We start from the raw sequence: 23,933 nt of genomic DNA, 5'->3' as shown, positions 1-23,933 counted from the left end.
GCAGTCGAACCGGGAATGCACCTTTTGCGGATTATTCCGTAGATACGACTACATACCGTGACGACACGGTCACATTATGCAAATTATTGCGAAACCCGCCATCCGCGCACCCGCATCAGGGCGCGCGAACGGCGCCGAGCGTCATCGACTCGCGGTCGAGGAACTCCGGAACACCACGTTGATCAGCTGACGGTACTGGCTCGCCGCGTCCGCCCAGCTCTGCGCGCCCGCCTCCGGCAGGCCGTCCGACACGACGTCGCCGTGCGCCCGATCCGCGTCGGCCAGCAGATCGCCGACGGCGTCGGCCATCGCCTGGACGTCGGCGTACGGGGTCAGCGTTCCCGAGCGGCCGTCCTCGAGCAGCTCACAGGCGTGCGGAAACGGCGTCGACACGACCGGCTTGTGCGCGCCGACGGCCTCCGCCAGGATCGCCGACGAGGTCCGGTCGTTCTCCGTGTACGGAAGCAGGACCATGTCGGCGCCACTGACCATCTCGGCGAGGCGGCCCGGCCGCATGTACCCGGGCAGGAGCTCGACCCGATCGGCGATCCCGAGCGCTTCCGCCCGGCGCGTCAGATCCTGCGCGTACGCGTCGTCGATCGGTCCGGCGAGTACGTAGCGCGGCGCGAGCGGCCCCGCGTCCAGCCGGGCCATCGCGTCGATGCCCAGCTCGAGACCCATGCCCGCGTACAGCCGCCCCCAGGTCAGCACCGTGGGCGTACGCCCGGCCGCCGCAGCCGGATGCGCGGTGGGAGCCGGGAGCCGGCCGTACCGGATGACCACGAGCTTGCGCGGCTCGACGTGATAGTCGTCCAGCAGCGCCCGGCGGCTGGTCTCGGTCAGGGCCACGACGGCGTCCGCGGACGAGGTCAGCATTTCGATGATGAAGCGTTGCCGCGCGGTGGGTTCGAGGTGGACGTCGTGCATGACGCACACGACCGGGACGGTGACCCGTTCGAGGATGTCGAGAACCTGGCCGCCCTCGTCATCCGCGTAGGCATCGGCCGCGTAGTGGATGACGACCACGTCGTACTCGTTCATCAGCGTGGCGGCGCTGCGACTGTCCTCATCGGAGGATCCCACGCTGCGCACCGTCTCCGATCGGGCGTCACGCTCGCCGTGCGCGCCGGTGCGCACCACGTCGACGACCGTCTCCGCACGGTCGGCGAGCAGCGCGTTGCGCATGTCGGTGATGAACGTGGAAACCCCGGCCTCGGCGGCCGCGTAGCTGCCCACCAGACACAGCCGGGACACCGTGGCGGGAGCGTTGACCGAACGCGGGGAGAACATGCTCGCCAGTCTTCGGTCCAAGGTCGCCCGTCCTTTGTAGTACGACGGTCGCGGCGCGTTCTTCACGGAAGCCATCACTCATCTCCGATACTTCGTCCGAGATGGCGGGAAGGAGTACGCGATCCGCTACCGCTCACTGACCGTCGCCCCGACGGAACCCGGATCAGCGCCTGTCTCCATCTGGGCGGCGACCTCCGGGACTGACCTTGAGCCTAACACGTGAAAGGGAGGCCCTTCCGAGCTCGAATCACCCTGGCCGGGGGTACGCTGAAAGAGACGTGGCTCTGGACCCTGGCGGCGCCTTTCAGCCGACAACTCCCGTGGAGAGCCATATGATTCACCCCTTCCCACAGGCCGGCGAGTACCAGCCGGCCGTCGAGGCCCGTACGCGTGGCAGCGAGTACGCCGTCCTGCTCGACCGCGTACGCCGGGCGGGCCTGCTGCGCCGCCGGCCGCTCTCCTCCTCCTTGCGCATCGCGGTCAACGGGATCGCCCTGGCCGCCGGTTGGGCGGTCTTCGCTCTCGTCGGCGACTCATGGTGGCAGCTGCTGACGGCGGTCTTCCTCGCCGTGAGCTTCACCCAGCTCGGCTTCCTCGGTCACGATGCCGGTCACCAGCAGATCTTCCGCACCCGGCGGGCCAACGACCTGGTCGGGCTGGTGCACGGCAACCTCGCCATCGGGCTGGGCTACGGCTGGTGGGTGGACAAGCATCGACGTCATCACGCCCACCCGAACCAGGAAGGACTGGACCCCGACATCTCCGGCGAGGTGATCGTCTTCACCTCGACGCAGGCACGTGCGCGGCAGCGGGTCGGGGCGTTCCTCGCGCACCATCAAGCGGTGTTCCTCATCCCGCTGATGCTGCTCGAAGGGATCAATCTGCACGTGGCCAGCGCCAGGGCGCTCGTGCGGCCGGGCTGCCCGCGCCGTGGCCGCGAGGCGTCGTTGCTGTTCCTGCACCTCGCCGCGTACCTGGCCGTCGTCTTCGTCGTACTGTCACCGGGGAAGGCCTTGGTGTTCATGGCCGTGCACCAGGGCCTGTTCGGGTTGTACCTCGGCTGCTCCTTCGCGCCGAACCACAAGGGGATGCCCATCCTCGCCCGTGACGACGCGTCCGACTTCCTGCGGCGTCAGGTTCTCACCGCGCGCAACGTCAGCGGCGGACCCGTGATCGGGCTCCTGCTCGGCGGGCTCAACTACCAGATCGAACACCACCTGTTTCCCAGCATGCCGCGCACGGCGTTGCGGCGGGCCCGTCCGATCGTGCGCGCGTACTGCGCCGAAATCGGCCTGCCGTACGCCGAGACGACCCTGTTCGCCTCCTACCGCCAGGCCCTGGGCTACGTCCGGCGGATCGGCCGCGTGGCCGGGCGGCCACCGCACCCGCAGACGCCCTGACATGCGGCGATCGTCATGTCAGCTCCGTCCGCGGGAGGTGCCACCGCCCTGACCTCGCGCCGCCCGCCCGGACCCGCGCCGCCGTCCGTTATCCGGCGTCGGCTCGCTGGAGGACGTCGAATCGCAGCCCGCTCGACGCCTCGCCGCGCCCGGTCACCTTGCGGCGTGACAGCCAGAGATGCGTCGACCCGTCGCCCCACCGGGCCAGCTGCCAGCTGCGCGTGATCCGGGCGCCTTCGCGGGGCACCTCCTCGGCCGCGATCCACTCCGCGGCGGTGAGCAGCTCGCCGAGTGGTGGGATCGGGATGTCCGTGCCGGGCTTGGCCAGCGCGTCCCGGCGCAGCCGCAGCCCGTCGGAGTGCGCCTCGGGGATGAGCGGGATCCAGTGTTCGGGCGGCTGCCCGGTACGCAGCCGGTAGTCGAAGTCGACGCCGCCGGGTACCGCCGGCGCGACCGGGTCGCCGGCGGCGCGCAGCTGGGCGAGGTACTGCTCGTGCCGGTCGGCGGGGCGTCCGGCCGCGCTCTGTACGCGCGTCTCCACCGCCCAGGCCACGTTGGCGGCTTCGTCGCGCAGGAGCACGACCTCCTCGACCGGGTCGCCGTCGAGGCTGCCCGCGAGGGTCGGCGGCAGGACGAAGAGGGCCTGGTCCGCCCCGGCACCGGTCAGCCGGTACATGTCCCAGTCACCGTGGGCGGCCGGCTGGATCAGCGTACGCACGCCGAACGTGTCCGCGACGACGAGGGACACGACCCGGGCGACGGTGCCGACCGGCAGTTCGACCGGGATGACGAACCAGTCGTCGGAGTAGAGGATCGCGAACTCCGCCAGGAGCATCCGGCCGAGGTCGTCGCGGCCCGCCTCGACACCGCCGAGGTAGACGCGGGCGTCCTCGAACTCCCAGAAACGGGCGGCCGGCATGCCGGGATAGCGTACCGGGGTCGGCAGGCCGGTCCGGACGATCTCGCGGCCGGGGGCGTCGGCCGGAACCCAGGTGCCGTCGGTGGCCACGTCGAGGTCGTACCAGTCCAGGGTGCCGCCGGGATACTCGGTGGCGACCAGGTTGACCTGCGTGTTGTCGGGGCCGAGCAGCGCGCCGACACCGAACGCGTGCTCCATCCGCGTCGGCACCCAGGCCTGCCCGCCGGCGCCGGGATGGTCCACGAAGGACGACCACCACGCCAGGAACTCGGTGACGGCGGCCAGCACCGCGGCGCGGTCGGCCGCCGCGACGGCGGGCACGGCCGGTACGACGGGCTGCCCCGAAGCCGAGGTGCACGCGGCGGCCAGGGCCTGACCGTCGGCCAGCCGGCCGGCGAGAACGGCCAGCAGGGCTGCGCTGTCGGCGTGCGCGGGCGCGCCGGGTGCGGTCGCGGGCAGCGGGTACCGGTCGACGAACGCCTGCCGGTAGGCGCCGGCCCCGTGGCGGTCGAGCAGCCGGGCGAACCGCCGGCCGCCGTCCGCGCGCAGGGTGAGGTCGACCGGGTCGGCCGGCTCCCGCTCGACGAGTACCTCCAGCGGCATCGTGTGCTGGGCGTACGGGTCGAAGCGGTCGAGGTCGCCGCCGATCCCACGGCCGCGGTAGCCGGAGAACGTGCCGGCGTGCATCCGCATCCGGGCCGACGCCGGCGAGCCGCCGTCGCTGCCGTGGAATTCGCCGAACTGCCACTGCCGGGCCAGCAGCCAGGCGGGATCGGCGATCGCCGCCGCCGCGCCGATGCGCTCGTCGGGCGAGGCGTGCTGCGGCTCCAGCCGGGTCCAGGTGGTCGCCGAGGGAGTCCGCTCGTCGGAGGTGGTCATCGGATCGCTCCTTCGAGACCGGCCCCGCCGGTCAGGTCGGTCGAGACGGTCGCGCCCGCGTCGTTGAGCCCGAGGTAGATCGCGGGCAGGAAGTGGCCGTACTCGTCAAGGGTCGGCAGCGTCACCGCCCGCGACCGGGCCACGTCGAGGGCCTCGGCCACGGTGTCGCGCAGCTGTTCGGTGGTCCAGGTGCCGTCGGCGCCCGGCGGGACGGCGAGCAGGACGGCCTGCGGGGCGCGGGAGTTCGGCGCGTCGTAATGGAAGGTGAGCCCGGCGACCTCGGAGTCGCCCGGCACCGTCTCGGTCCACTCGTCGAAGACGAGTCCGGCGAGGGAGGCGGCCGGGTTGATCGGCCGGACCGTGTGCACCGCCAACGCCGTCCGCCCCGTCTTCGGCGCCCCGGGCAGTGCCGCCCAGGCGTCGCCGTCGCGGTGGGGCAGCTGGGCGATGGTCAGGTCGGTCGAGATCGCGGCACCGGTCGCTTCGGCGTACCGGAACGCGGACTGCAGTCGGGCGGGTGCCTTGCGGACGCGGGCGAGCCGGTCGAGCCAGGTGCCGGTGGCGAGGGGGTCGCCGCCGGTCAGCGTGTTCGAGTGGGCGAACAGGTCGGCGAGCGCGGCCCGGTCGGTCACCTGGAAGGTGGGCGCGACCGGGAAGTCCTCGCCGAGCAGGCTGCGCAGCCGGGCGATGTGGTGGGCGACCCGCTGGTCGTCGGTCGCGGCCGCGTCGTCGAAGGCGCCGCGCAACCGCGCCTCCTCGGCCATCCTCCGATCCACTTCGGACAGTACGCCGCGCGCCCTCACCCGCAACTCGTCCCGCCAGGCGTCGTTCCACGGATGCCCGGTCTGCGGGTACGCGCCCGGCAGTCCCCGGGCGGCGAAGGTGACCAGGTGCCCGCCCATCCCGCCGATGTCTCCGGCGTCCACGGCCGCCGACAGCAGCGCGCGGGTCTGCGTGAAGCTGTTGAGCACGACGGTCACCCGGCCCGCGAGGTCGGCGATTCCCCATTGGACGGTACGCGTACCGCCGGGGCCGGCGAGGTCTTCGGCGCGTACCGGGCGGGCTCCGGCCAGGGTCGCTCGGACGGCCGCCACGAGCTGGAGGAACTCCTCGACGCTGAGGGTCTGCGCGGACCAGCCGGGCTGGCGGCCGAAGTCGGGCACGGGCATGATCTCGTCGGGTACCGTCGGCGGGCGCAGCAGCCGTAGCCGGTCGATGAAGCGCTGGCGCAGCTCGTACCGGCCGCCGGAGCGGTCGTCGCCGGCCAGCGCGATCATGTCCAGCGGCGAGACGGCGAGCTGGTCGAGAGTCGTCTCACCGGTCGCGAGCACCGTGCCGTCGGCGCCGGTCCAGACGCCCTTGCAGCGTACGCGGGACGGGTCGCCGAGCAGCCGGCCCGCCCAGCCGTTGACGGTGGGTTCGATGTCGGCGCGGATCTGGCGGCCGTCGGCGGGCCAGATCCGGTAGTCGGCGCCGGCGTCGACGGTGCCGAGGAACATCAGCCGGTGGGTGTGCACGGCGCCGCTGCGCGGGGTACGCACGACGTCGAGCTCCGGTGGCGGAGCCTCCCCCTTGGCGAGCGCGTCGAGGACGGCCCCCGCGCGGGTCGGGTTCCCGGCCGCGAGGTGGTGTACGCCTTCGGCCAGCGTGGCGTCGGCCAGTGCGTCCAGCGCGTCGGCGGCGGATCGCAGCGCCGCGAGGCACGCGTCGTAGGCGTGGCTGCCCGGTGCGGGAAGCGTGACCGTCGGCTGCGCCGGGTCGGGGGCGCTGCCCCACGGGATGGTTCCCGCGTGCAGGCGGCGCACGAGTTCCACGCCGTCCGCGACGGATCCCGCGAGGCTCGCCGGCCGGGTGACGTCGGTCGCGCCGCCGTCCGGGGTGAGCACCTGCGCGGTGTACGGGGCGAGGATGCGGAAGGGCAGGATCATCGCCGGTACGCCGTCCACTCCCCCTTCGGACAGCGCGCGTTCGAACCGGTAGCCGACGAGGGCGGCGAGCGGCTGTCCGGCGCTGATGCCTTCGGTGAGGTGCTGGACGAGGCGTACGCGATCGGCGTTGAGGTTGACCGCGACGGCGCCGGGCTTTCCCGCGCGGCCGCCGCGGGCCACGTAGCCGGCGTGCAGGATGGCGGCGGTGGTGGCGTGCTGCAGCGACGGGGCGAGGACGTGCCCGGCGTTGGCCGCGTCGGTGTACAGGGGCGCGGATTCCTTGGGCGGCAACGTGTCCACCGAGCTCAGCGGGGCCGGGCCGACGTTGGCCAGCCAGCCGAAGCCGCCGACGGCCAGCAGCTGCGGCTGCCGCCCGCGCACGTGGGCCAGCCGCCGGGTGGCGAACGAGCCGATCCACGCGTCGATGCGGTGGGCGGCCAGGTCGAGCCCGCCGCGGACGAGCCCGTCGAGCAGGTCGGGGGTGACGTCCTCCCGGCGGATCGCCGCCGCGAGGCTGCGGCTGCGATCGCCGAACTCGCGCAGGTCGGTGACGTTCGGGTCGCCCGCGGCGGCGCGGGTGAGGTACTGCTCGACGGTCAGCCCGGGCTGGCCGGGCGCGGCCGCGTCCAGGCCGCGCCACAGCGTCGCGGTCGGCGGGGCGAGCGGGTCCGCATCGATCAGTTCCTTCTCGCGCAGCGCCCGGTCGCCGCGGGTCGCGATGACCGCCGTCCACCATTCCTGCAGGGCCGAGTGCCGCGCGAGGCGGTAGAACAGCGGCGTCTGCCCGCGCTCGGTCGCGGCCGCGAGCGCCGCCGGGGCCAGCGCGGCCAGTTCGGTCAGATAAGCCGCCGCGTCGGCGCCGGTCAGGGTGTGCAGCACCGGGTACGCCTCGCCGGCGAAGACGGTGCCGGTGTGCCGCTGGTCGACCGGCAGGCCGACCGCGGACAGGACGGCGTTGGCCTGCCGGCGGGGTGCCTGCCGCCACGCGGAGTCGAAGTCGAGGCGCAGGAACCGCCACAGGTCGCCGACGTACTCCGGGCCCAGGGCGCTGCGGCCGACGTAGTCGACGGCCTGCGCCTGGGTGGCCAGCAGCCGGTGGTAGCGCTCGGTGGCGTCGACGCCGGGCTGGCCGGCCCACCGCTTGCCGACGGTCGCCTTCCAGCTGGCCTCGCCGAAGGCGGGCTGCAGCTGGCGCAGCAGCCGGACCATGGCCGTGTGCACGCCGGTGCCGCCTTCGCGGTCGGCCCAGTGCTTCAAGGACATCACCGGCAGTACGCCGTACGGCTGGTCGCCGACCCGCAGGGTGGGCAGGGCACCGCCGGCCCGGACGTGGTCGATGAAATGGCGGCGGACCTGGCGGATACTCGGCAGGTCGATGCCGTCGAGCACGTGCAGCAGGAAGTAGCCCCAGGTGGACGGCCACAGGACGGCGTTGACGTCGGCCTGCGCGTCCGGTCGGCGGCCGGCGGGATCGCGCTGCAGCACGGTCGCGGCGGCCGGGTCGAAGCCCAGCGCGGCGGCCAGCTGGGCCGCGATCGACGCCGCGGGGGTCGCGGCCGCGCCGGTACGCGTACCGTCGGCGATCCGGTAGCGCTCGCTGATCTTGTCGCCGAGCGGGTCGAGCCCGGACCGGCCCAGTTCGGTGTTGTTGGTGGGGGTGCCGGGGTCGGCGTACCCGAGACCGTCGGTGTAGTGGTGGGCTTCGAGGAGCCCGGCCAGGCGGGCGGCGCCGGTGACCGGGTCGCCCTTCTCGTCCACTCCGTACGCGATCAGCCAGGTGAGCGGTAGTCCGAGGTTGGCGTCGTCGGCCTTCGTGACGGTGACCGCCATGCCCGCGTCCAGGGCCGCCTGGTAGTCGACCATCCACCGCATGCCGGGGGTGATCAGGGTGTCCTCATCGGACTCCGGTGGCAGGCCGGTCGCGGCGGGGTCGGGTCCGACCGCGAGATCGCCGGTGATCTCCTTGCCGGCCACGTCGAAGTGCAGCGTCGGCGGATTGCCCGGACCCCATTCGCGGTAGCCGGCGACCCGCCACCGGGTCGGCAGCAGCCTCGCCATCGGGGCCCGGGTCCAGGTGCTCGTCGCCGGTGTCTCCGCCGGTGCGCCGTCACGCGTACGCCGGGCGATCCAGGCGGCGCGTTCGATGCCGTGCTCGGCGGTCAGGGCCCGCCACGCCCCGAGCAGCTGGTCGGGGTCGGTGCCGGCCGCGGCGACCTGTGCCCAGTAGCGGACACCGTGGCCGGCCTCGGCCGCCGTCAGGACCGTCTCGTGTGCGTCCACGTGCAGCACGTCGGGATAGATTCGGATCAGCAGGTTGCCGTCGTGGTAGCGGGTCTCCAGGCGTACCGGCAGCAGGGCGATCGGGACGTCGGCGGGCAGCGGCAGCGGCTGAGCGGGGGCCACGGACGGGGTCGCCGCCGCGGTCTCGGTGGCGGGCGGGGCTGCGGGGGCGGTCATTTCTCGGCTCCGGAGGTGAGTGACGCGGGGGCGATCAGGTCGGAGGCGTGCACGGCGACCCGGAACGGCATGCTCAGCAGCGCCGCGGCCGCGTACGCGCCGGCCCCGGTCCAGTCGGGCGTTCCGGCGAAGCGGGGCTCGGTCGGCGGTTCGGCGAAGATGAAGAACCAGCCGGGCTGGGTGCCGTCACCGCGTACGCCGGTGGCCGGGATGTCGAAGCTGAACAGCAGCACGTCGGCCCCGGCCCGGCCGGTGAAGACGGGCAGCTGGACGGCGGTGTCGTCGGGCCGGCGGCCGGTGGCGGTGCTCACCGCGGGCGCGGCCTGCACGACCAGGTCGGGGTAGCGGCGCAGCAGTTCGCCGCGGACGAGCAGGATGACGCTGCCGTTCGCGGCCGGGCCGGTCACCTTGTCGGCGAGGTTGCCGGTCCGGCCCCAGGTGGCGATGTCGGCGATGTCGCCGGCGGGACCGGCCGGGTCGGCGCTGCGGGCGTCGAAGAACCGGCGGAACCAGGTCGCGCGGCCGCTGGACGGGAAGCCGCGCCACAGCATCTCCCGCCCGAATTCGTGGTTCAGCCCGGCCAGGTACGCGGCGATGAGCGGGCCGTTGCCGGCCATCAGCGCGACGCTGTCGTCGGGCAGCGCGTCGGCGCCGGGGAAGACGAGATCGGGGAAGAGCTCGCGCAGCGGCTCGGCCATCGCCTGCGGGAACGACGGCTCGTACAGCCGGGGGCGCAGCGGGTCGGCCGGGGGCGCGGCGGCGAGCGTCCTGGACGCGGGCAGCGGGCTGATCCGGTCGGCGACGGCGGCCGGGATCGTGGTGGCCGGATCGAGGGAGTCGCTGACCCAGGTGGCCACGCTGCCGATCTCGTACGCCGCCCGCATCGGCGGGTCCTGCCCACGGGTCGCGTCGCGGATCAGCAAGGCCTGGTGGGCGACCGCGATGGACTGGAAGTTGTGGCCGATCCCGGCGACGCGGCCGAGCCGCTGGTTGTCGAGGTCGCCGAGGAACGCGATCGTCGCGGCGTCCGGGGTCAGCGCCTCGATCGGCAGGTCGACCGGGGCCTCCCAGTGTTCGATCGAGCCGTCGGGGTGCAGGCCGAAGCCGATGCGCTGGCGGGTCACCCGCCGGGCCGGGCCGGTCTCCCGCCGCTCGTCGAAGGTGAGGTGCACGACCAGTTCCGGGTCGCCGTCCCCGTCCAGATCGGACACCGACAGGCTCAGCCGGCCGCTCGTGGTGTCGTCCCAGACCCGCTGGCCCAGCGTGATCGTGTGCACGGCGGTCCAGCTCTCCTGCGGCGTACCGAAGGCGCGGCCGACGGTCCAGTCGAGCTGCCAGACGGGGTGCACGACGATGCCGCCCGGCCCGGACTCGGTGACGAACGTGGGGTTGAGAAACGCCGCGGCCAGGTCCGTCGGCTCGGTGATCGACTGCCCGGCCCGGGCGGTGATCGGCACGAGGTCGGCGGCGAAGTCGGCCGGGGCGTAGCCGAGGAAGACGCGGATGTTGCGCTGCGGGTGCAGCACCGTGCGGGTGTCGAGCTGGTAGCTGCAGGTGCTGATCGCGCCGGCCCCGTCCGGGTCCGCGCCGCTCCACAGCATGACCAGCTCGGCCGCGGCGTCCGGCTGCCCGGCCCGGCGGCGCAGGGTCACGTCCGCGCCGTGCAGGGTGCCGCAGCGGAAGGTCGGCAGCGGCGCGTACGGAGTGGTGCCATAGGTGCCGTCGGCGGCGCGCGGCAGGCTGCGGGTGCACGGCTCCCAGCTGTCCACGAACAAGCCCGGTCGTACGCCGGCCAGCAGGGTCGTCGGCTGTCCGGGGTCGACGCGGTGCACGAGGCCGCCGACGAGCCGGACGGTCGGGGCGGCGGGGTCGGTGGCCAGCGGGATCGGGCTGCTCTGCTCGCGGGGCCGGCCGTCGAAGTCGACCGTCCGCAGCAGGGTCGCCGTCAGCTGCGTACGCGCCGGATTCTCCTGGAACACCGTCAGGTCGGTCAGGTAGCCGAGCGGGCCGGGGGTGACCAGGGGCAGTCCCGCGGCGTACGGCCGGCTCCACCAGTCCGTGGCGGCGGCCGCGACGTCGCTGGTGATGTCGCGGTAGCGGGCGGCACCACCGGTGTAGCGGTCGAGGACACCCGTGTCGGAGCCGGCCTGGATCGGCGGGGCGGGCACGAGGGTGCCGGCGGCGGTGGGGCTCAGCCCGGAGGCCAGCGGCGAGAAGGGGGTGGCACCGCCGGCCCGCGCGGCGGGGCCGGTGGGCCGGGCGGCGCGCTGCACGTCGGCGGAGGCGATAGCGGCGGTCGCCTCGTGCGTGGCGAGTTGCGCCGCGACCGTGCCGTCGGGTCCGGGAAGCCGCCCGAACGCCCGTGCGGTACGCGCGATCACGGTGTCGTCCCGGTCGGCCGCGGCGGCCAGGGTACGCGTATCGGCGAGCCCGGCCGCGGTCGCGGCAGCGTTTGCGGCTGTGGTGAAGTAGCGGCGGTGCAGGCTGTCGCTGACCGCGCGCCCGACCTGTCCCTGCTGGAGTTCGCGGTTGACGCCGGCGAGTTCGGCGGCCTGCTCCCAGGCGGCGGCCATCAGGGGTTCCTGGTGGATGCGCACGACCTCGGCGCCGAGGCCGGCGGCGGCGCGCAGCCGGGGGTCGGTGTTGAGCTGGCGCAGCCACGGCGGTTCGGCGCCGGTCCAGCCGGACCCGTGTCCGGTGTGGACACCGAGGTACAGCGGCGCCGTCACCGTGCTGGTACGCGCGAGAATGCCGGTCAGGGCGGTCGCGAACCCGGGGTGCACCGGGGCGGTCATGGCCGAGCCGGGCGCGGTGAGCGCGGGCAGGACGGCGGTGATGCCGGGGTCGGTGCCGAGCGCCTTGGTCACCTCCGGGTCGGCGTCGCGGTAGTACAGCTGCTTGCCGCCGTCGCCGAGGACCGCCGGCCGCAGCCGCCCGGCGAGCGCCGGGAAGTCGCCGTCGACGCCGGTCGAGAAGGTCCAGTGGTGGTAGACGGGCAGGCGGACGGTGCCGGTGGTGCCGGTCCACGCGGGCGGGGTGGTGTCGGTCGCGGGGACGGGTTCGCCGAGTCCGGCCAGCCGCCCGTGCTCGAACGCCGGAACGACGCAGGCGAGGTAGGCGCGCCCGTCGGCCAGTTTCCGTTCGGCGATCAGCCGGGAGACCGTCCGTTCGGGACGGTCGGCGAGCAGCTTCGCGATGTCCTCGCCGTCGGCGGCGACGACTTCGGCGTGCGCCCAGGCGGCCGACCGGGCCAGGTCCGGCAGTTCGGCGAGCGGCGTGTCGAGGACCGGCAGCGGACGGCGAGGGTCGGTGGACAGGCGTACGCCGGGGGTGGCGGTGTCGACGACGATCAGGACCAGCCAGGGCCGCAGCCCCTTGTCCGGGTGGGCGGCGGCCGGGGTGAGCCGCCACGGCAGCCCGGGATCGTCGAACTCGACGAGCGCGTAATGCGTCGCCTCGAAGTTCTTCGCCCCCGGCGCCGGATCGGTCCGCACGACCTGCCGCGGGTCGACACCGGTCACGTCGCCGGGTCCGTGCAGGGCGAGCCGCGGGCCGGTGACGGCGGCACCGTTGACGGTCAGGCCCGTGGCGAGCGTGGCCCGCGCGGGGACCGGTCCGCTGCCGGGGTCGACCTCGGTGAGCCGGCCGGCGAGTCCGTCGCGTACCCAGGACAGCAGGTGGCGCTGGGCGGCCGGGGTGGCCGCGGCGAGTTCGGTGGGGGTGGTCATGCGGGCACCGCGCTTCCGGTGGCGGCCTCGTGGGCCGGGACGATCATCAGGTCGTGGTCGGGGTGGCCGGCGGCCCAGCGGCGCAGCCGGTCGGCGGCCTCGCTGCGGCTCCAGCGCTCCTTGACCGCCGGTGCGGGTCCGGCCGGGCGCAGGGTCGCCTTGTCGACGATCACGAACGCGGGGTCGCGGACGGCCAGCGGCAGGCCGGGGGCCTGGAACCGGGCCAGTCCCGTCGACCGGGTCGCGGCCCGGCCGGCGGCGCCGCTGTGGGCCAGCCGGTCCAGGTGCGCGCCGCCGAGCACCCAGGTGGGGGTCGGCTTCGGCAGGCCGCCGGCGACGCTCTTGCCCGGGCCCGCGTCCAGCTCGTCGATCACCTTCGTCTGGTACGCGATGACGACGGCCGCCGGCCCCGCATGGTCGTACGCGACGGCGTCGGTGGCGGTGAAGGTGACGCCGGACGGCAGCTGGTCGAACCCGTCGGCGGCGAGTTTCTGCTCGTCGGACAGCTCGAAGAACTGGGCGGGCGCGAACTCGTCCTTGACGTCGGCGAGCTGCGCGAGGGCGCTGCCGAGGGTCGCGGAGTCGATGCGCAGCTCGGCGGCTCCGTCGATGGGCGCCTGGCCGAAGTGGTCGAGGTGCGTGCCGCCGACCGGTGCGATCTTCTGCCGTACGCTGACCCGCGCCGACGGCGACACGAGCAGGTCGGACAGGGTGATGCCGGACCGCATGGTGAGGGCCGGCAGGGCGGCGCGCTCCTCCACGTGCCAGGCGCCTGCTTCGGCGAGCGCGGCGCGGACCAGGGCGGCGACGTCCTGCGGTGGTGCGGGCGGCAGTGCGGTCTCGGTGCCGAAGGCGGCCTTGAACCGGACGGTGGCGCTGAGCCCCAGCAGCTTGATCTCGGCGTGGCCGCGGACCTGCCACCGGCCGGGGCCGGACACGTAGAGGTCGGCGGTGACGCCCAGCAGCAGCCGGCCCTTCCAGCGGATGGCGACCCCGAGGGACAGGTCGAACTCGAACCCGAACGGCGCGAACCGGATCAGCGCGTCGAAGGTGAAGTGCCCGTCGGCGGTGAAGTCGCCGGACTCGGCGTGGAACTCGACGCGGGAGCCGAACTGCAGCGTGTTCGACGTCAGCGCCAGGTACGCCTGCAGCCGCAGCCAGAACCTGTCCTCGCCGATCTCCATCGTCATGCGGCGCAGCTGCGGGAACCCGATCGGCGGCGTGAACCGGGGGTGGAAGCCCCCGGCGCTCATCACGAACTCGCTCCTGCCGGTCCAGCGGGCCCGCAGCGCCATGTCGCCCGACAGCCGCCAGCCGGCCAGTTGCGAGTCGTAGAGGGTGGCGTCGAGAGAAAGGGTTCCCTCGCCGGTGTCGAGGACTCCGAGGGCGTCCATGTTGATCACGGCGACGGCCTTGCGTTCGTCCGGCAGCAGCGTGCGTACGCGGCCGGCGGCGATGAACCGCAACGGTTTCGGCAGTTCGAGGGCGAGGGCCAGGTCGATCGTCACCGCCGTCGGTACGCCCCACGTCAGCCGCGCCGTCGGCCCGAACAGGTGCCGGCCGGGGGTCACCGGGAACAGCGCGTCGAGGTCGTCGAGCAGGCGGCGCTCGTTGCCGAGGACGTCGCCGGGGGCGAGGATCGCGGCGAGGGACCCCGCCCGCAGTCCGGCCCGGATCCGGTCGACGTCGGCGGCCCGGTTGACGCCGACGATGCCGCCGACGGCCGCGAGGTTGAAGCCGAAGCCGAGCGGGATCGGCTTGGGGAACTGGGCGTTGATGACGACCAGCAAGGAGAACCCGGGCCGCCCGTCCGGCATCCGGGTGGCGAGCAGGCCCAGCGCCGACAGCCGCAGCTTGGCGAATTCCAGGTCGATGCCGCCGGCGTACTTGGCCGCGTCGGCGTCGTAGGCGAGGAACCCGGCTCCGGTGACGGCCCCGCCGTCGATACGCAGCGCCACCCCGTGCGGGGGCTGGAAGCCGAGGTCGAGGTCGGCCGGGCCCAGGTTGCCGCCGCCGTCGGGGAACGACAGCCGGGCGCTCATCCCGACGCCCTGGACCGTCACGCCTACCGGGCCGAGGCGTACCTGGCCGGACGCGGTCGCCCTGAGGGTCAGCGCCTTCACCGGGTCCTGCGGACCGGCCGGGAGCAGTTCGACGTCGAGGGAGTCCAGCCGGGCCACGTCGCCGAGGACCGCGCCGACGTCGAAGTGGGCGGCGAGCGCGGCGCCGCCGGTCAGGAACAGGCCGCGCCGCCGGGACCAGCCGATGCCGAGCTCGAATTCGAGGGTGGCGTTCTCCGGCAGGACCTTGCCGAGGAAGCCGTCCCCGTCGGCGCCGGACACGACCAGCCGGGCCTTGCCGCAGCTGAACTCGACGCCGAAGTCCTGGTAGTCGCGGGTCAGCTGGGCGAAGCCGGTGACCTGGACCGGGCCGTCGATCTCCAGCCGGGTGCCGGTCTTGCCGCCGATCCGGATCGTCGCGCCGGTACGCACGAGCCCGAGGTCCGCACGCAGGTTGAGGGCGGTCGCGTCGGGCAGGTCGGTGGTCAGCCCGTCGGGGCCGATCGCGATGACCGAGGCGGTCTGCAGCGTCGCGGTGAGGGTGGCGGCCCAGTCGCCGAACGTGTCGGGGAACGCGACCGCGCCTCTCGGCGCGATCACCAGGCCGAGCCGGCCGTCCTCGTCCCCGGCGAGGCCGAGGACGACTTCGAAGCCGGCCTCGCCGTCCTCGAACGAGCCGTCGCCGGTACGCACGAACACGTGCAGCAGATGCCGGCCCGCGTCGGCGGGGTCGGCCCCGTCGTCGCCGTAGAGGGCGGTGATCGGCGTACCGAGGCGGTTGAGCAGGCCGCCGATCGCCGGCAGGAGCAGATCGGCGACGGCGTCGGTGGCCGCCCGGTCCGACAGCCCGGCCTTGGTGAAGTAGTGCGCCCGCAGCTGACCGACCGGGTCGCCGACGAGCGCGGGCAGCCGGTCGAGGCGTACGCGCGGGGTCGTCGAGGAGAAGCGGGCGACCTTGCCGGTGGCCGGGTCGATCACCGGCGCGACGGGCGGCGGCGGACCGTCCATCAGCGACAGTGCCCACAGGACGGCGCCGAGGGTCGGCCGGTGCCGCCGCAGGTAGGTCGCGACGAGGTAGTTCACCAGGTCGGTGCCGATCGCCGGGGCGTCCGGCAGGGCGATCCCGGTCCAGCCGTCGAAGGCCGTCTTGAGCGCGCGTACGGCGTCGAAGCATTTCTTGAGGGCCGCGAGGGCCGGCTTGTAGGCCTGCAGGTCGGCGGTCGGCTGGTCGACGAGCGGCTGGAGGCGGTCCACGGCGTCACGGACCGCGGCGAGGAGGGTTTCGAGCCTGGCGGTGGGGAAACCGGCGATCGCGTCAAGGTTCCAGCCGATCGCGGCGAACAGGTCGGTACGCCAGGCGGGGTCGTCGACGGCCGCGCGCAGCGGGGCCAGCAGCAGGGTGACCTCGCGCAGCAACACGGTACGCGCGTCGGCCGGGCCCGCGGGCGGCGCGGGCGCGGTGGCGGGAACGACGGGTGACGTCATTGCGGGCGCTCCACATGGCTCGGCGGGACGGCACTGGCGTCCGCGGGGTTGAGGATCACGTCGAAGGCGGTGGCGTAGTCCGGCTGCCCGGACGCGGTCATCTGCCACCAGAGGACGTGCTTGGCGGCCAGGGCCGGCCGGCTCGGCGAGCTGTCCGGGGCGAACCGGATCTCGCCGAGGTTGTTCTTGCCGATCAGCTGGGTGCCGGACCCGGTCCGCTTCGCCGAGGCGAACGAGGTGGACAGGCCGCTGTACCACGCGGCGAAGGCTGACTTGTCCGAGCCCGGCGCGGGCCGGGTCACCGGCGTCGCCGGCGGCTGCTTGTCGCTGCGCACGCCGGTGCCGTAGCGGATGCGGTGCCGCCAGTGCTCGGGGACGTAGTAGTGCGGGAACTCTCCGGGCACGCTGACGTCGAGGCGGGCGGGGACCTTGTCGAAGTGCAGCTGCAGCGTCGTCGAGCCGCTCGGGCGCCATTCGGTCCAGTAGTCCAGCGGCTCGGCCCAGCCGGCCTCGTCGGCCGGGTTCTTCGGCACCCAGGCGAAGCCGGGCAGGGCGTTCCAGCCGACGAGGTGCAGCTTGTCGGTGGTCAGGCCGAGGTAGGAATTGGTCTCGTTCTTGAAGGCGCTCGCGGTGAACTGCGCGATCTCGCTGCGCAGCGGGGTGGCCAGCGGCGCGGTCGTGCCGTAGGGCTGCTGGTTCCACACGCTGGCGTGGATGGTGAATCCATAGTGGACGTCGCCGGACAGCAGCACCACCCGCGGCCGGTGCGCCAGCTGCCCCAGCAGCCGGTGCAGGGTCTTCTGCCGCAGCCCCCAGGCCTCCGCGTCGTGGCCCCAGATCATCTCCGGCGTGGGCTCCTCCTGCTTCTCCTCGATCCACGGCACGCCCAGGACCGGGCCGGGGACGACGGCGATGGTGAGGTAGGGCGGGTCGGCGACGGCCGGCAGCTGCTCGGCGATCGCCTCGTCGGACATGACCGCGGGCGGGACCATCGGTTTGGGGTCGAAGGCCCGGTCCGTACGCGAGTCGGTGACCAGGATCTCGTAGGGACGCCCCAGCCAGGTGAGCTTGTAGTGGTAGCGCAGCGAGTCGCCGGCGCGCGGCAACCGGTCGACGCCGCCCGACGGCAGCTTCCCCGTCGGTACGCCGAGCAGGTCCGCGATCCGGTCGAGCGTCGGCTGATGGGCCGGGGCGCCGTCCCACTGGGGCAGCAGCGCCAGCAGCCGGGCGCCCGGGGTGTTGCCGGTGAACTGTTCCGGCAGGCTGCCCCAGGCCTGGAAGACGGCGTGGGCGAGCATGCCGTTGGTGACGATCCGCCGGCCGACCGGGCGGCCCTCGGTCTGGCCGGCCTCGCCCCAGACCCGCCGGCACCATTCGCGGTTGAGGTTCCAGTCGTCGGTGACCTCGTGGTCGTCCCAGGACATGTAGGTGATGACGTTGGCCAGCGCCCGGCGTACCTGGGGCAGGGTCGAGCGCATCTTCTCGACCCGTTCGCGCTCGCCGGCGTCGTACTCGGCGGACGTCGCGGGCAACTGGGCCGGCCACAGCACCGGCGACCAGACCAGCAGGTACATCGCGACGTACTCGCCGAAGCCCATCAGCTGGCTCTTCGCCAGTTCCGGCGCGTCGACCATCGAGCCGGTGAAGCCGCCGTAGTCGGTGACGAGGGCCGCCCGATTGCCCGGCGCGTACGCGGCCGGGGTCTTGCCCAGGACCGGCAACGGTTCCCCGCCGGTCCAGCCCAGCAGCTCGTCGCCGAAGTCGGTGCACATCGCGAGCACGCAGTCGGCGACGTCGTCGGCGTAGATCTGGTCGCCGGTGAGCATCAGCAGATGCGGGCGGATCAGCGGCCACGGGTCGGCGTCGGTCGCCGACCAGCGCGACGCCTCGATGAGATGGTGGACGGCGCCGAGCCCGTCGTACTCGTCGGCGTGCGGCTTGCGGCACGAGCCGTGCAGGATCCGCAGCCGGCCGAGGTCCGCCGGCGGCACCGCGAAGCTCGGCAGCCTGTCGCCGCCGAAGGTGATCGTCTGGATCCGGCCGGCGTCCGTGCCGCCGAACGCCAGGACGCCCTCGTCCTTGAGCCGCTTGCCCCCGGTGAGCTTGCCCCCGGTGAACTGGACGTCGTAGTAGTAGGTGACGCCTTCCCCTAGCCTCGGCAGCGGCGGCATGACGTTCGCGGTGACCGCCACGACGTGCAGGCTCCTGCCCAGGGCCACGGTGGGCGCCGGTACCGCGGTGGCGGCGACCGGCGCTCCCGTCCCGTCCGGGTTGTCGTAGACGGTCAGGCTCACCGCGGTGGCCTCCTGCAAGGCCAGCCAGACGGTCACGGTGGTGTCGCTGGTGTGCCGCAGGATCGGGCCGGCCAGCACCGACGGCATCGTCTTCAGACGATCCGCGAGCCGCCAGCCGCTGGCCGCCGCGGCCGTCTCCGGCGTCGACATGGTGTACTCCCCCAGTTCGGATTCCCTGTGCCGGAAGCTTCACCCGGCGTACTTGGGGGCGACTTGGAACGCAGTTGAACGGGGTCGGGCGGCGGTTCAGATCGGATGGTTGGCGAGCCACAGGCCGTCCGGGTCGACGGCCGCCCGGATCACCTTCAGCCGCTCCCACACCCCTTCCGGGTACGCCGTGCGCGTGTCGACGGCCCGGGTGGTGAAGTTGAGGCAGGGCCGCCCGGTGGCGTACGCGGCCACGGCGTCGACGACGCGGCGGCAGGCGGCCGGCCCCCGCTCGTACGCCAGTGGCGGCCCGCCCAGGATCGTCGCGGCCGACAGCAGGAAGCGGCCGTCCATCATGGACAGCGGTCCGCGGGCGGGATCCGGCCGGGACAGCGCGCCGCCGAGCTGGCGCAGCTCCACCAACGGCACCGCGGCGGTCGCGCCGGGTCCGGCCACGGCCAGCAGCGCGTCGACCGCAGCCGGTGGCAGGTCGCCCAGCACCGCGCTGTCGGCGGCCAGTTCCACCGGTCCACCCGGGTACGCCGGCCGGTGGACCAGCGTCCGGGCCGGGCCCGCCGTGAAGGTGTCGACGGCGGGGGCGAGTTCCCGCAGCGGCCGCAGCAGCTTCGCGGCCCGCTCGGCGGCGCCGAGGACGGCCCCGTCGACGGTCACGAGCGACCGGCCGGCCCAGGCGCCGCCCAGCGAGTCCGGCAGGCGCAGGACGCGCAGTGTCGTGGTGACCTCGTCGGGCGCGCCGGCCGCCCAGTCGATCCACCGGCGCAGCACCGCTTCGGTGTGCCGGACGTCCCAGAGGAGCGTGCCGGCGTACACCTCGGGGGCCGGGAAGAGCTCGAACTCCAGGGCGGTCACGAGGCCGAAGTTGCCGCCGCCGCCGCGCAGCGCCCACAGCAGACCGGTCTCGTGGGCGGCGTCGGCGCGGACGAGTTCGCCGCCGGCGGTCACCAGTTCGGCGGCGGTGATGGCATCCGCCTGCTGCCCGAGGGCCCGCGCGTACCAGCCGAGGCCGCCACCGAGGGAGTAGCCGAGCACTCCGACGGTCGGGGAGCTGCCGTGCCGGGCCGCCAGTCCGTGCCGGGCCGCGGCTTCGGTGACGTCGAGCCAGCGCACACCCGCGCGTACGCGGGCCCGCCGGGCGACCGGGTCGACCGTGGTGCCGATCATGCCGGACGTGCGGACGAGCACGGCTTCGCCCAGCGGGCCCAGCGGGCCGGCGTTGTGCCCGGTGGCCTGCGGCGCGATCCGCAGACCCGCGGCGGCCGCGGCGCGGACGACCTCGGCCGCCTCGCCCGCGTCGGCCGGGTACGCGATGGCCGCCGGCCGCTGGTCGACGGCGAGGTTCCAGGCGGCCCGGGCCCGGTCGTAGCGGTGGTCGTCGGGCAGCAGCACGGCACCGCCGCACAGCCCGGCCAATGCCGAGGCGTCAGCCGGTCGGCGGGCCGGATGGTTGGTCACGAACCACGATGTTGCGAGCCGCTTGAGAAAGACTTGCAGCCGGCTAGCGAAGGCGGCTACCCGCGGCCGTCGCGGCGCTGCCGGACCGCCGCGAGCATCGTCTGGACCAGGCGCGGCGTGATGAACAGCGCCTGGGCGATCTCCCGGGCACCCGCGCCCTCCGCGGCCATGGCGAGCATCCGCCGCTCGACCGCGGTCAGCGCGGCCGTGCCTTCGACCGGAGGAACCGCCGCGCCCCGCCGCTCGAACTCGGCCGCCACGTCCCGGGCCAGACCCGCCGCGCCGCACCGTTGGGCCAGCGCGTACGCCTGCTCCAGCAGCGGAATCGTTTCCCGCTCGGGGCCGATGCGGGCCAGTGCCGCCAGGACCCGGGCATGTTCCAGCCGCGCCCGGCCGGCCGACAGCAGCGCCAGCGCCTCCTCCAGGTCCGCGCGTCCGTCGGCTCCGCGTAGTTCGCCGAGGATGCGCAGGCTGCGGCCGAGGACGCGGGGCGCCCCCCACCGGCGCGCGTGCTCGACCTCCTGCTCGGCCAGCGCCAGCGCCTCGGCGGGCCGCCCGAGCGCGGCCAGCGCCGTCGCCCGCAGCGAGCGGCCGGGCCACCACGCGGGGTTGTCGTGCTCGGGCTGACAGCGACGCGCTTCGTCCAGACTGGACAGTGCGGCCGCGGGACGGCCCTCGGCCAGCTCCACGCACGCCTGCGCCTCGTAGTTGAGCCGGGCGCCGTCGCCGAAGCTGCCCCGGTCGCGCACGGAGTCCGCGAAATCGCGCGCGCCGGCCACGTCGCCGAGTTCCAGCTGGGCGAGCACGAGGTAAGCGTCGTTGTACGCCTGCCCGATCAGCGATCCCCACATCGTCTGCTGCTCCTTGGAGGTCAGCAGGCCCTCGAACGCCTCCTGCAGGTTGCCGTGGCACAGCTTCCCCCACGCCTCCCACAGGTGCACGGACAGCAGGCCGAACAGCGATCCCTGCTCGTAGGAGAAGACCGATCCCTGCGCCCAGAGCGCGTCGGCGTCCTCGTCGGCGGCCTGCAGGACGACGGTCGCGACGATCCACAGCAGACCGGTGTCGACGCGTAGCAGAACCCCGTCGGCGACCGCGAACCGCGCCAGTTCGACCGCCCGGTGCCGGTCCACCCCGTCGACGACACCTTCCCAGGCCAGCGCCGAGGCCAGCATCCGGGCACCCGGTCCGGTACCGACAATCTCCGGTACCGGACCCGACCGCCACTCGGACTCCTCCAGACCGTGCATGTATCCGCACAGCCGGGCCAGGCCGGTCAGCCCCTGCCGGGCGTCGACCAGGTCGTCGGGCAGCTCGGCCATGATCCGCCGGGCCACCGCCGTACCCTCCCCGCGCGCTCCGGCGAACACCAGCGCCCGGACGAGGGTCAGCGCGACGTCGGCCCGGCGTACCGGGTCGGTCAGGATCTCGTAGGCCTCGCGCAGGTGGCCGACCGCGGCCAGGCCGTCCATCGTCGCTTCGATGAGGCCCAGTTCCAGCAGGACGTCGGGCCGTTCCTCGGGCGTCGGCGGTTCGGCGAGCGCCCGCAGCAGGTAGGTCACCGCCGCGTCGGCCGCGCCGCGTCCGGCGGCCCGCGCCGCGGCGGCCCGCAGGATCCCGACCGTCCACGGGTCCCGGCGGTGCGGCACCTGCAGCAGGTGCGCGGCGACCTGCTCGGCCTGCGCGCCCGCGGCCGCGAGTACGCGGGCCGCCCGCTCGTGGTGCAGCTGCCGCTCACCGGGCGGCAGGTCCCGGTAGACGGCGTCGGCGACCAGCGGATGCACGAAACTCAGCGGGTACTCGTCGCGCAGCACCTCGGCCCGGGCCAGGACCGCGATCGCGTTGACGGCGTCGGTCTCGGCGAGCCCGCTCAGCGCGGCGACGGCGGGCAGCGCGGCCCCGTTGCCGAGGACGGCGACCGCCCGCGCGGTGGCCGTCGTCGCCTCGGGCAGCCGGGCCAGTCGCATCAGGACCATGCTGGACACCGCCCGCGACCCGATCGCGATGACGGTGTCGGCGTGGGCCGCGTCCGGGCGTACGCCTTCCGCCTGCAGCGCGCGCAGCAACTGGCGCAGCAGCAGCGGGTTGCCCATGGTGACACGGTGGCAGGTGGTGACGAACGCGGGCTCGGCCCGGCCCAGGACGCGGTCGACGAGCCCGGCGACGCCGTGCTCGGTGAGCGCGGAGGGCTGGACGCGGACAGTCGAAGGGTCGTGCATCAGCTCGGCCAGCAGCGCCTCGTCGTCGTGCGGCTCCCCGGTACGCAGCGTCGCCACGATGAGGATCGGCAGCCCTTCCAGCCGCCGCACCAGGTACGCGAGGAAGCGCAGCGAGCCGCTGTCGCACCACTGGAGGTCGTCGATGCTGAGCACGAGCGGCCCGTCGGCGCACAGGTTGGCCGTCAGCCGGTACAAGCCGTGCAGGGTCGCCAGCAGGTTGTCGGTACGCTGCTGCGGCTCAGCCCCGCCACCCATGCCCGCCACGTCGAAGACGGCCGCCGCGGACAGGGCCGACCCGAGCAGCAGCCCGTCGCGGCGGCCGGGATCGGCGAGCAGGGGTTCGAAGAGCTGGCGTACCGCGCCGAAGCCGTACTCCTTCTCGATCTGGCTGCCGCGCGCGGCCAGGCTGGACAGTCCGCGTTCGGCGGCCAGCCGGCGGGCCTCGATCAGCAGCCGGGTCTTGCCGATCCCGGCCCGCCCCTCGACGAGCAGCAGCCGGGCCTGGCCCGACAGCGCGTCGCCGAGACAGGCGCGGATCTCCGCGAGTTCAAGCTCGCGGTCGAACAGGACGTCGTCGCCGCCGGCCCGCCCGGCCGGTGGCACCGGGACAGGTTCCCCCACCGTCACCGTCACCGTCGGCGGTGCGAGGTCGAGGGCCGGCGACTGCGCGAGCACCTCGGCCTCCAGCGCGCGCAGCGCGGGCCCCGGGTCCACGCCCAGCTCGTCGGCGAGCGTCTGCCGAGCCCGGCGCAACGCGGCCAGCGCGTCACCCTGCCGGTGCGCCCGGTACAGCGCCAGCACCAGCAGCCGCCACCGCTCCTCGCGCAGCGGCTCCTCCGCGACCAGCGCTTCGAGCCCGGGAACCAGCACGGCACTCTCACCGGTCGCCAACCGGGCCGCCACCAGCTGTTCGCGGGCCACCCCGCGCAGCCCCGCGAGGCGGATCGCTTCGGGCTGCGCCCACGGCCGGTCGGCGTACTCGGCCAGCGCCGGGCCGCGCCACAACGCCAGCGCCGCCGTCAGCGCCGCCGTCGCGGCCTGTGGATCAACCGTCCCGGCCGTGCGGACGAGGCTTTCGAACCGCCACGCGTCCACCGCGTCCTCGTCGAGGGCCAAGGCGTAACCGCCGCCCTTGCTGGCGATGATGTTGCCGCGGGCCCGCGCCGTCCCCTCCGGCTCCAGCCTGCGGCGCAGATGCGAGATGTACGCCTGCAGCGCACCACTGGCGCTCGGCGGGACATCCTCACCCCACAGCGAGTCGATCAGATGATCAGCGGCGATCACATCGCCCCGGCCGAGCAGCAGCAGCGCCAGAACGGCCCGCTGCCGGCGCCCGCCGAGATCGATCAGCCGCCCGCCGTTCGACGCGGTGACGTCGCCCAGGATCGACAGCTTCAGCCCGTCTTCGCCACCTGGCACCGCGCGTCATCCCTCCGGCACAGCCGGTGGGTCGGCCGCGTTGGGAGCGAAGATACAACGCCGGTACGCGCGCCCGGAACGGCGTCGCGTGCGACCCTGTCCACCGGCCAGCCGACCGCCCATGGGTCGAAAAGCGGTCCCGGCCGGTGTCTCCTACCGATCCGCCTGGCTGAGCGTACGCGTGATCGCCGGGATCAGAGCGATCGACAGCAGCCAGCCGAACGACCGTCCTGAT

The 23,933-nt window shown here is 74.1% G+C and carries 9 protein-coding genes; 1 reads left to right on the top strand and 8 read right to left on the bottom strand.

All coding sequences use genetic code 11. The annotated features are described in order from the left end of the window. Positions 1–141: 141 nt before the first annotated feature. On the bottom strand, positions 142–1,290 hold the full coding sequence (locus G401_RS51755) for a glycosyltransferase (RefSeq protein WP_051367949.1): 1,149 nt from the start codon (positions 1,288–1,290) through the stop codon (positions 142–144). A gap of 332 nt (positions 1,291–1,622) precedes the next feature. On the opposite strand from G401_RS51755, the gene G401_RS51750 reads away from it, so the two are divergent. Continuing rightward, entirely contained in the window at positions 1,623–2,690 is a 1,068-nt protein-coding gene (locus G401_RS51750; protein ID WP_051367948.1) for a fatty acid desaturase family protein, read from the top strand. 88 nt (positions 2,691–2,778) lie between these two features. Here G401_RS51750 and G401_RS0140315 read toward each other — a convergent pair whose 3' ends face one another. The 7 genes from G401_RS0140315 to G401_RS51740 all read right to left on the bottom strand — a co-directional run bounded on the left by G401_RS0140315 (position 2,779) and on the right by G401_RS51740 (position 23,698). Next, positions 2,779–4,488 (bottom strand): hypothetical protein, encoded by a 1,710-nt coding sequence (locus G401_RS0140315; RefSeq protein ID WP_027346948.1) that lies wholly within the window; start codon positions 4,486–4,488, stop codon positions 2,779–2,781. Continuing rightward, positions 4,485–8,873, bottom strand: a complete 4,389-nt coding sequence (locus tag G401_RS0140310; RefSeq protein WP_027346947.1) for a hypothetical protein — start codon at positions 8,871–8,873, stop codon at positions 4,485–4,487. The genes G401_RS0140315 and G401_RS0140310 overlap by 4 nt, the downstream gene beginning before the upstream one ends. Continuing rightward, positions 8,870–12,601, bottom strand: coding sequence for a hypothetical protein (locus G401_RS56535; RefSeq protein WP_034594562.1), 3,732 nt, complete (start codon positions 12,599–12,601; stop codon positions 8,870–8,872). Before G401_RS56535 ends, G401_RS0140310 begins: the two co-directional genes overlap by 4 nt. Next, positions 12,598–16,146 (bottom strand): DUF6603 domain-containing protein, encoded by a 3,549-nt coding sequence (locus G401_RS0140300; protein WP_027346946.1) that lies wholly within the window; start codon positions 16,144–16,146, stop codon positions 12,598–12,600. The genes G401_RS56535 and G401_RS0140300 overlap by 4 nt, the downstream gene beginning before the upstream one ends. Beyond that, a complete protein-coding gene (locus G401_RS0140295) occupies positions 16,143–18,590 on the bottom strand; it encodes a metallophosphoesterase family protein (RefSeq protein WP_027346945.1) in 2,448 nt (815 codons plus the stop codon). Before G401_RS0140295 ends, G401_RS0140300 begins: the two co-directional genes overlap by 4 nt. A gap of 96 nt (positions 18,591–18,686) precedes the next feature. Then, positions 18,687–20,060, bottom strand: coding sequence for an FAD-binding oxidoreductase (locus tag G401_RS0140290; protein WP_027346944.1), 1,374 nt, complete (start codon positions 20,058–20,060; stop codon positions 18,687–18,689). A 56-nt stretch (positions 20,061–20,116) separates the two neighbouring features. Further along, positions 20,117–23,698, bottom strand: coding sequence for a BTAD domain-containing putative transcriptional regulator (locus G401_RS51740; RefSeq protein WP_064741967.1), 3,582 nt, complete (start codon positions 23,696–23,698; stop codon positions 20,117–20,119). Positions 23,699–23,933 lie beyond the last annotated feature (235 nt).

The organism is Hamadaea tsunoensis DSM 44101 (assembly GCF_000428945.1).
Taxonomy (GTDB): Bacteria; Actinomycetota; Actinomycetes; order Mycobacteriales; family Micromonosporaceae; genus Hamadaea; species Hamadaea tsunoensis.
Note: the sequence above shows the minus strand (reverse complement) of the source record. Positions and strands in the feature narration are given on the sequence as shown.

Excerpts from the sequence above, each read along its gene's own strand:
- G401_RS0140310 (WP_027346947.1), bottom strand. The coding sequence starts at position 8,873 with ATGACCGCCCCCGCAGCCCCGCCCGCCACCGAGACCGCGGCGGCGACC.
- G401_RS56535 (WP_034594562.1), bottom strand. The coding sequence starts at position 12,601 with ATGACCACCCCCACCGAACTCGCCGCGGCCACCCCGGCCGCCCAGCGC.
- G401_RS0140295 (WP_027346945.1), bottom strand. The coding sequence starts at position 18,590 with ATGTCGACGCCGGAGACGGCCGCGGCGGCCAGCGGCTGGCGGCTCGCG.
- G401_RS51755 (WP_051367949.1), bottom strand. The coding sequence starts at position 1,290 with ATGTTCTCCCCGCGTTCGGTCAACGCTCCCGCCACGGTGTCCCGGCTG.
- G401_RS0140315 (WP_027346948.1), bottom strand. The coding sequence starts at position 4,488 with ATGACCACCTCCGACGAGCGGACTCCCTCGGCGACCACCTGGACCCGG.
- G401_RS0140300 (WP_027346946.1), bottom strand. The coding sequence starts at position 16,146 with ATGACGTCACCCGTCGTTCCCGCCACCGCGCCCGCGCCGCCCGCGGGC.
- G401_RS51750 (WP_051367948.1), top strand. The coding sequence starts at position 1,623 with ATGATTCACCCCTTCCCACAGGCCGGCGAGTACCAGCCGGCCGTCGAG.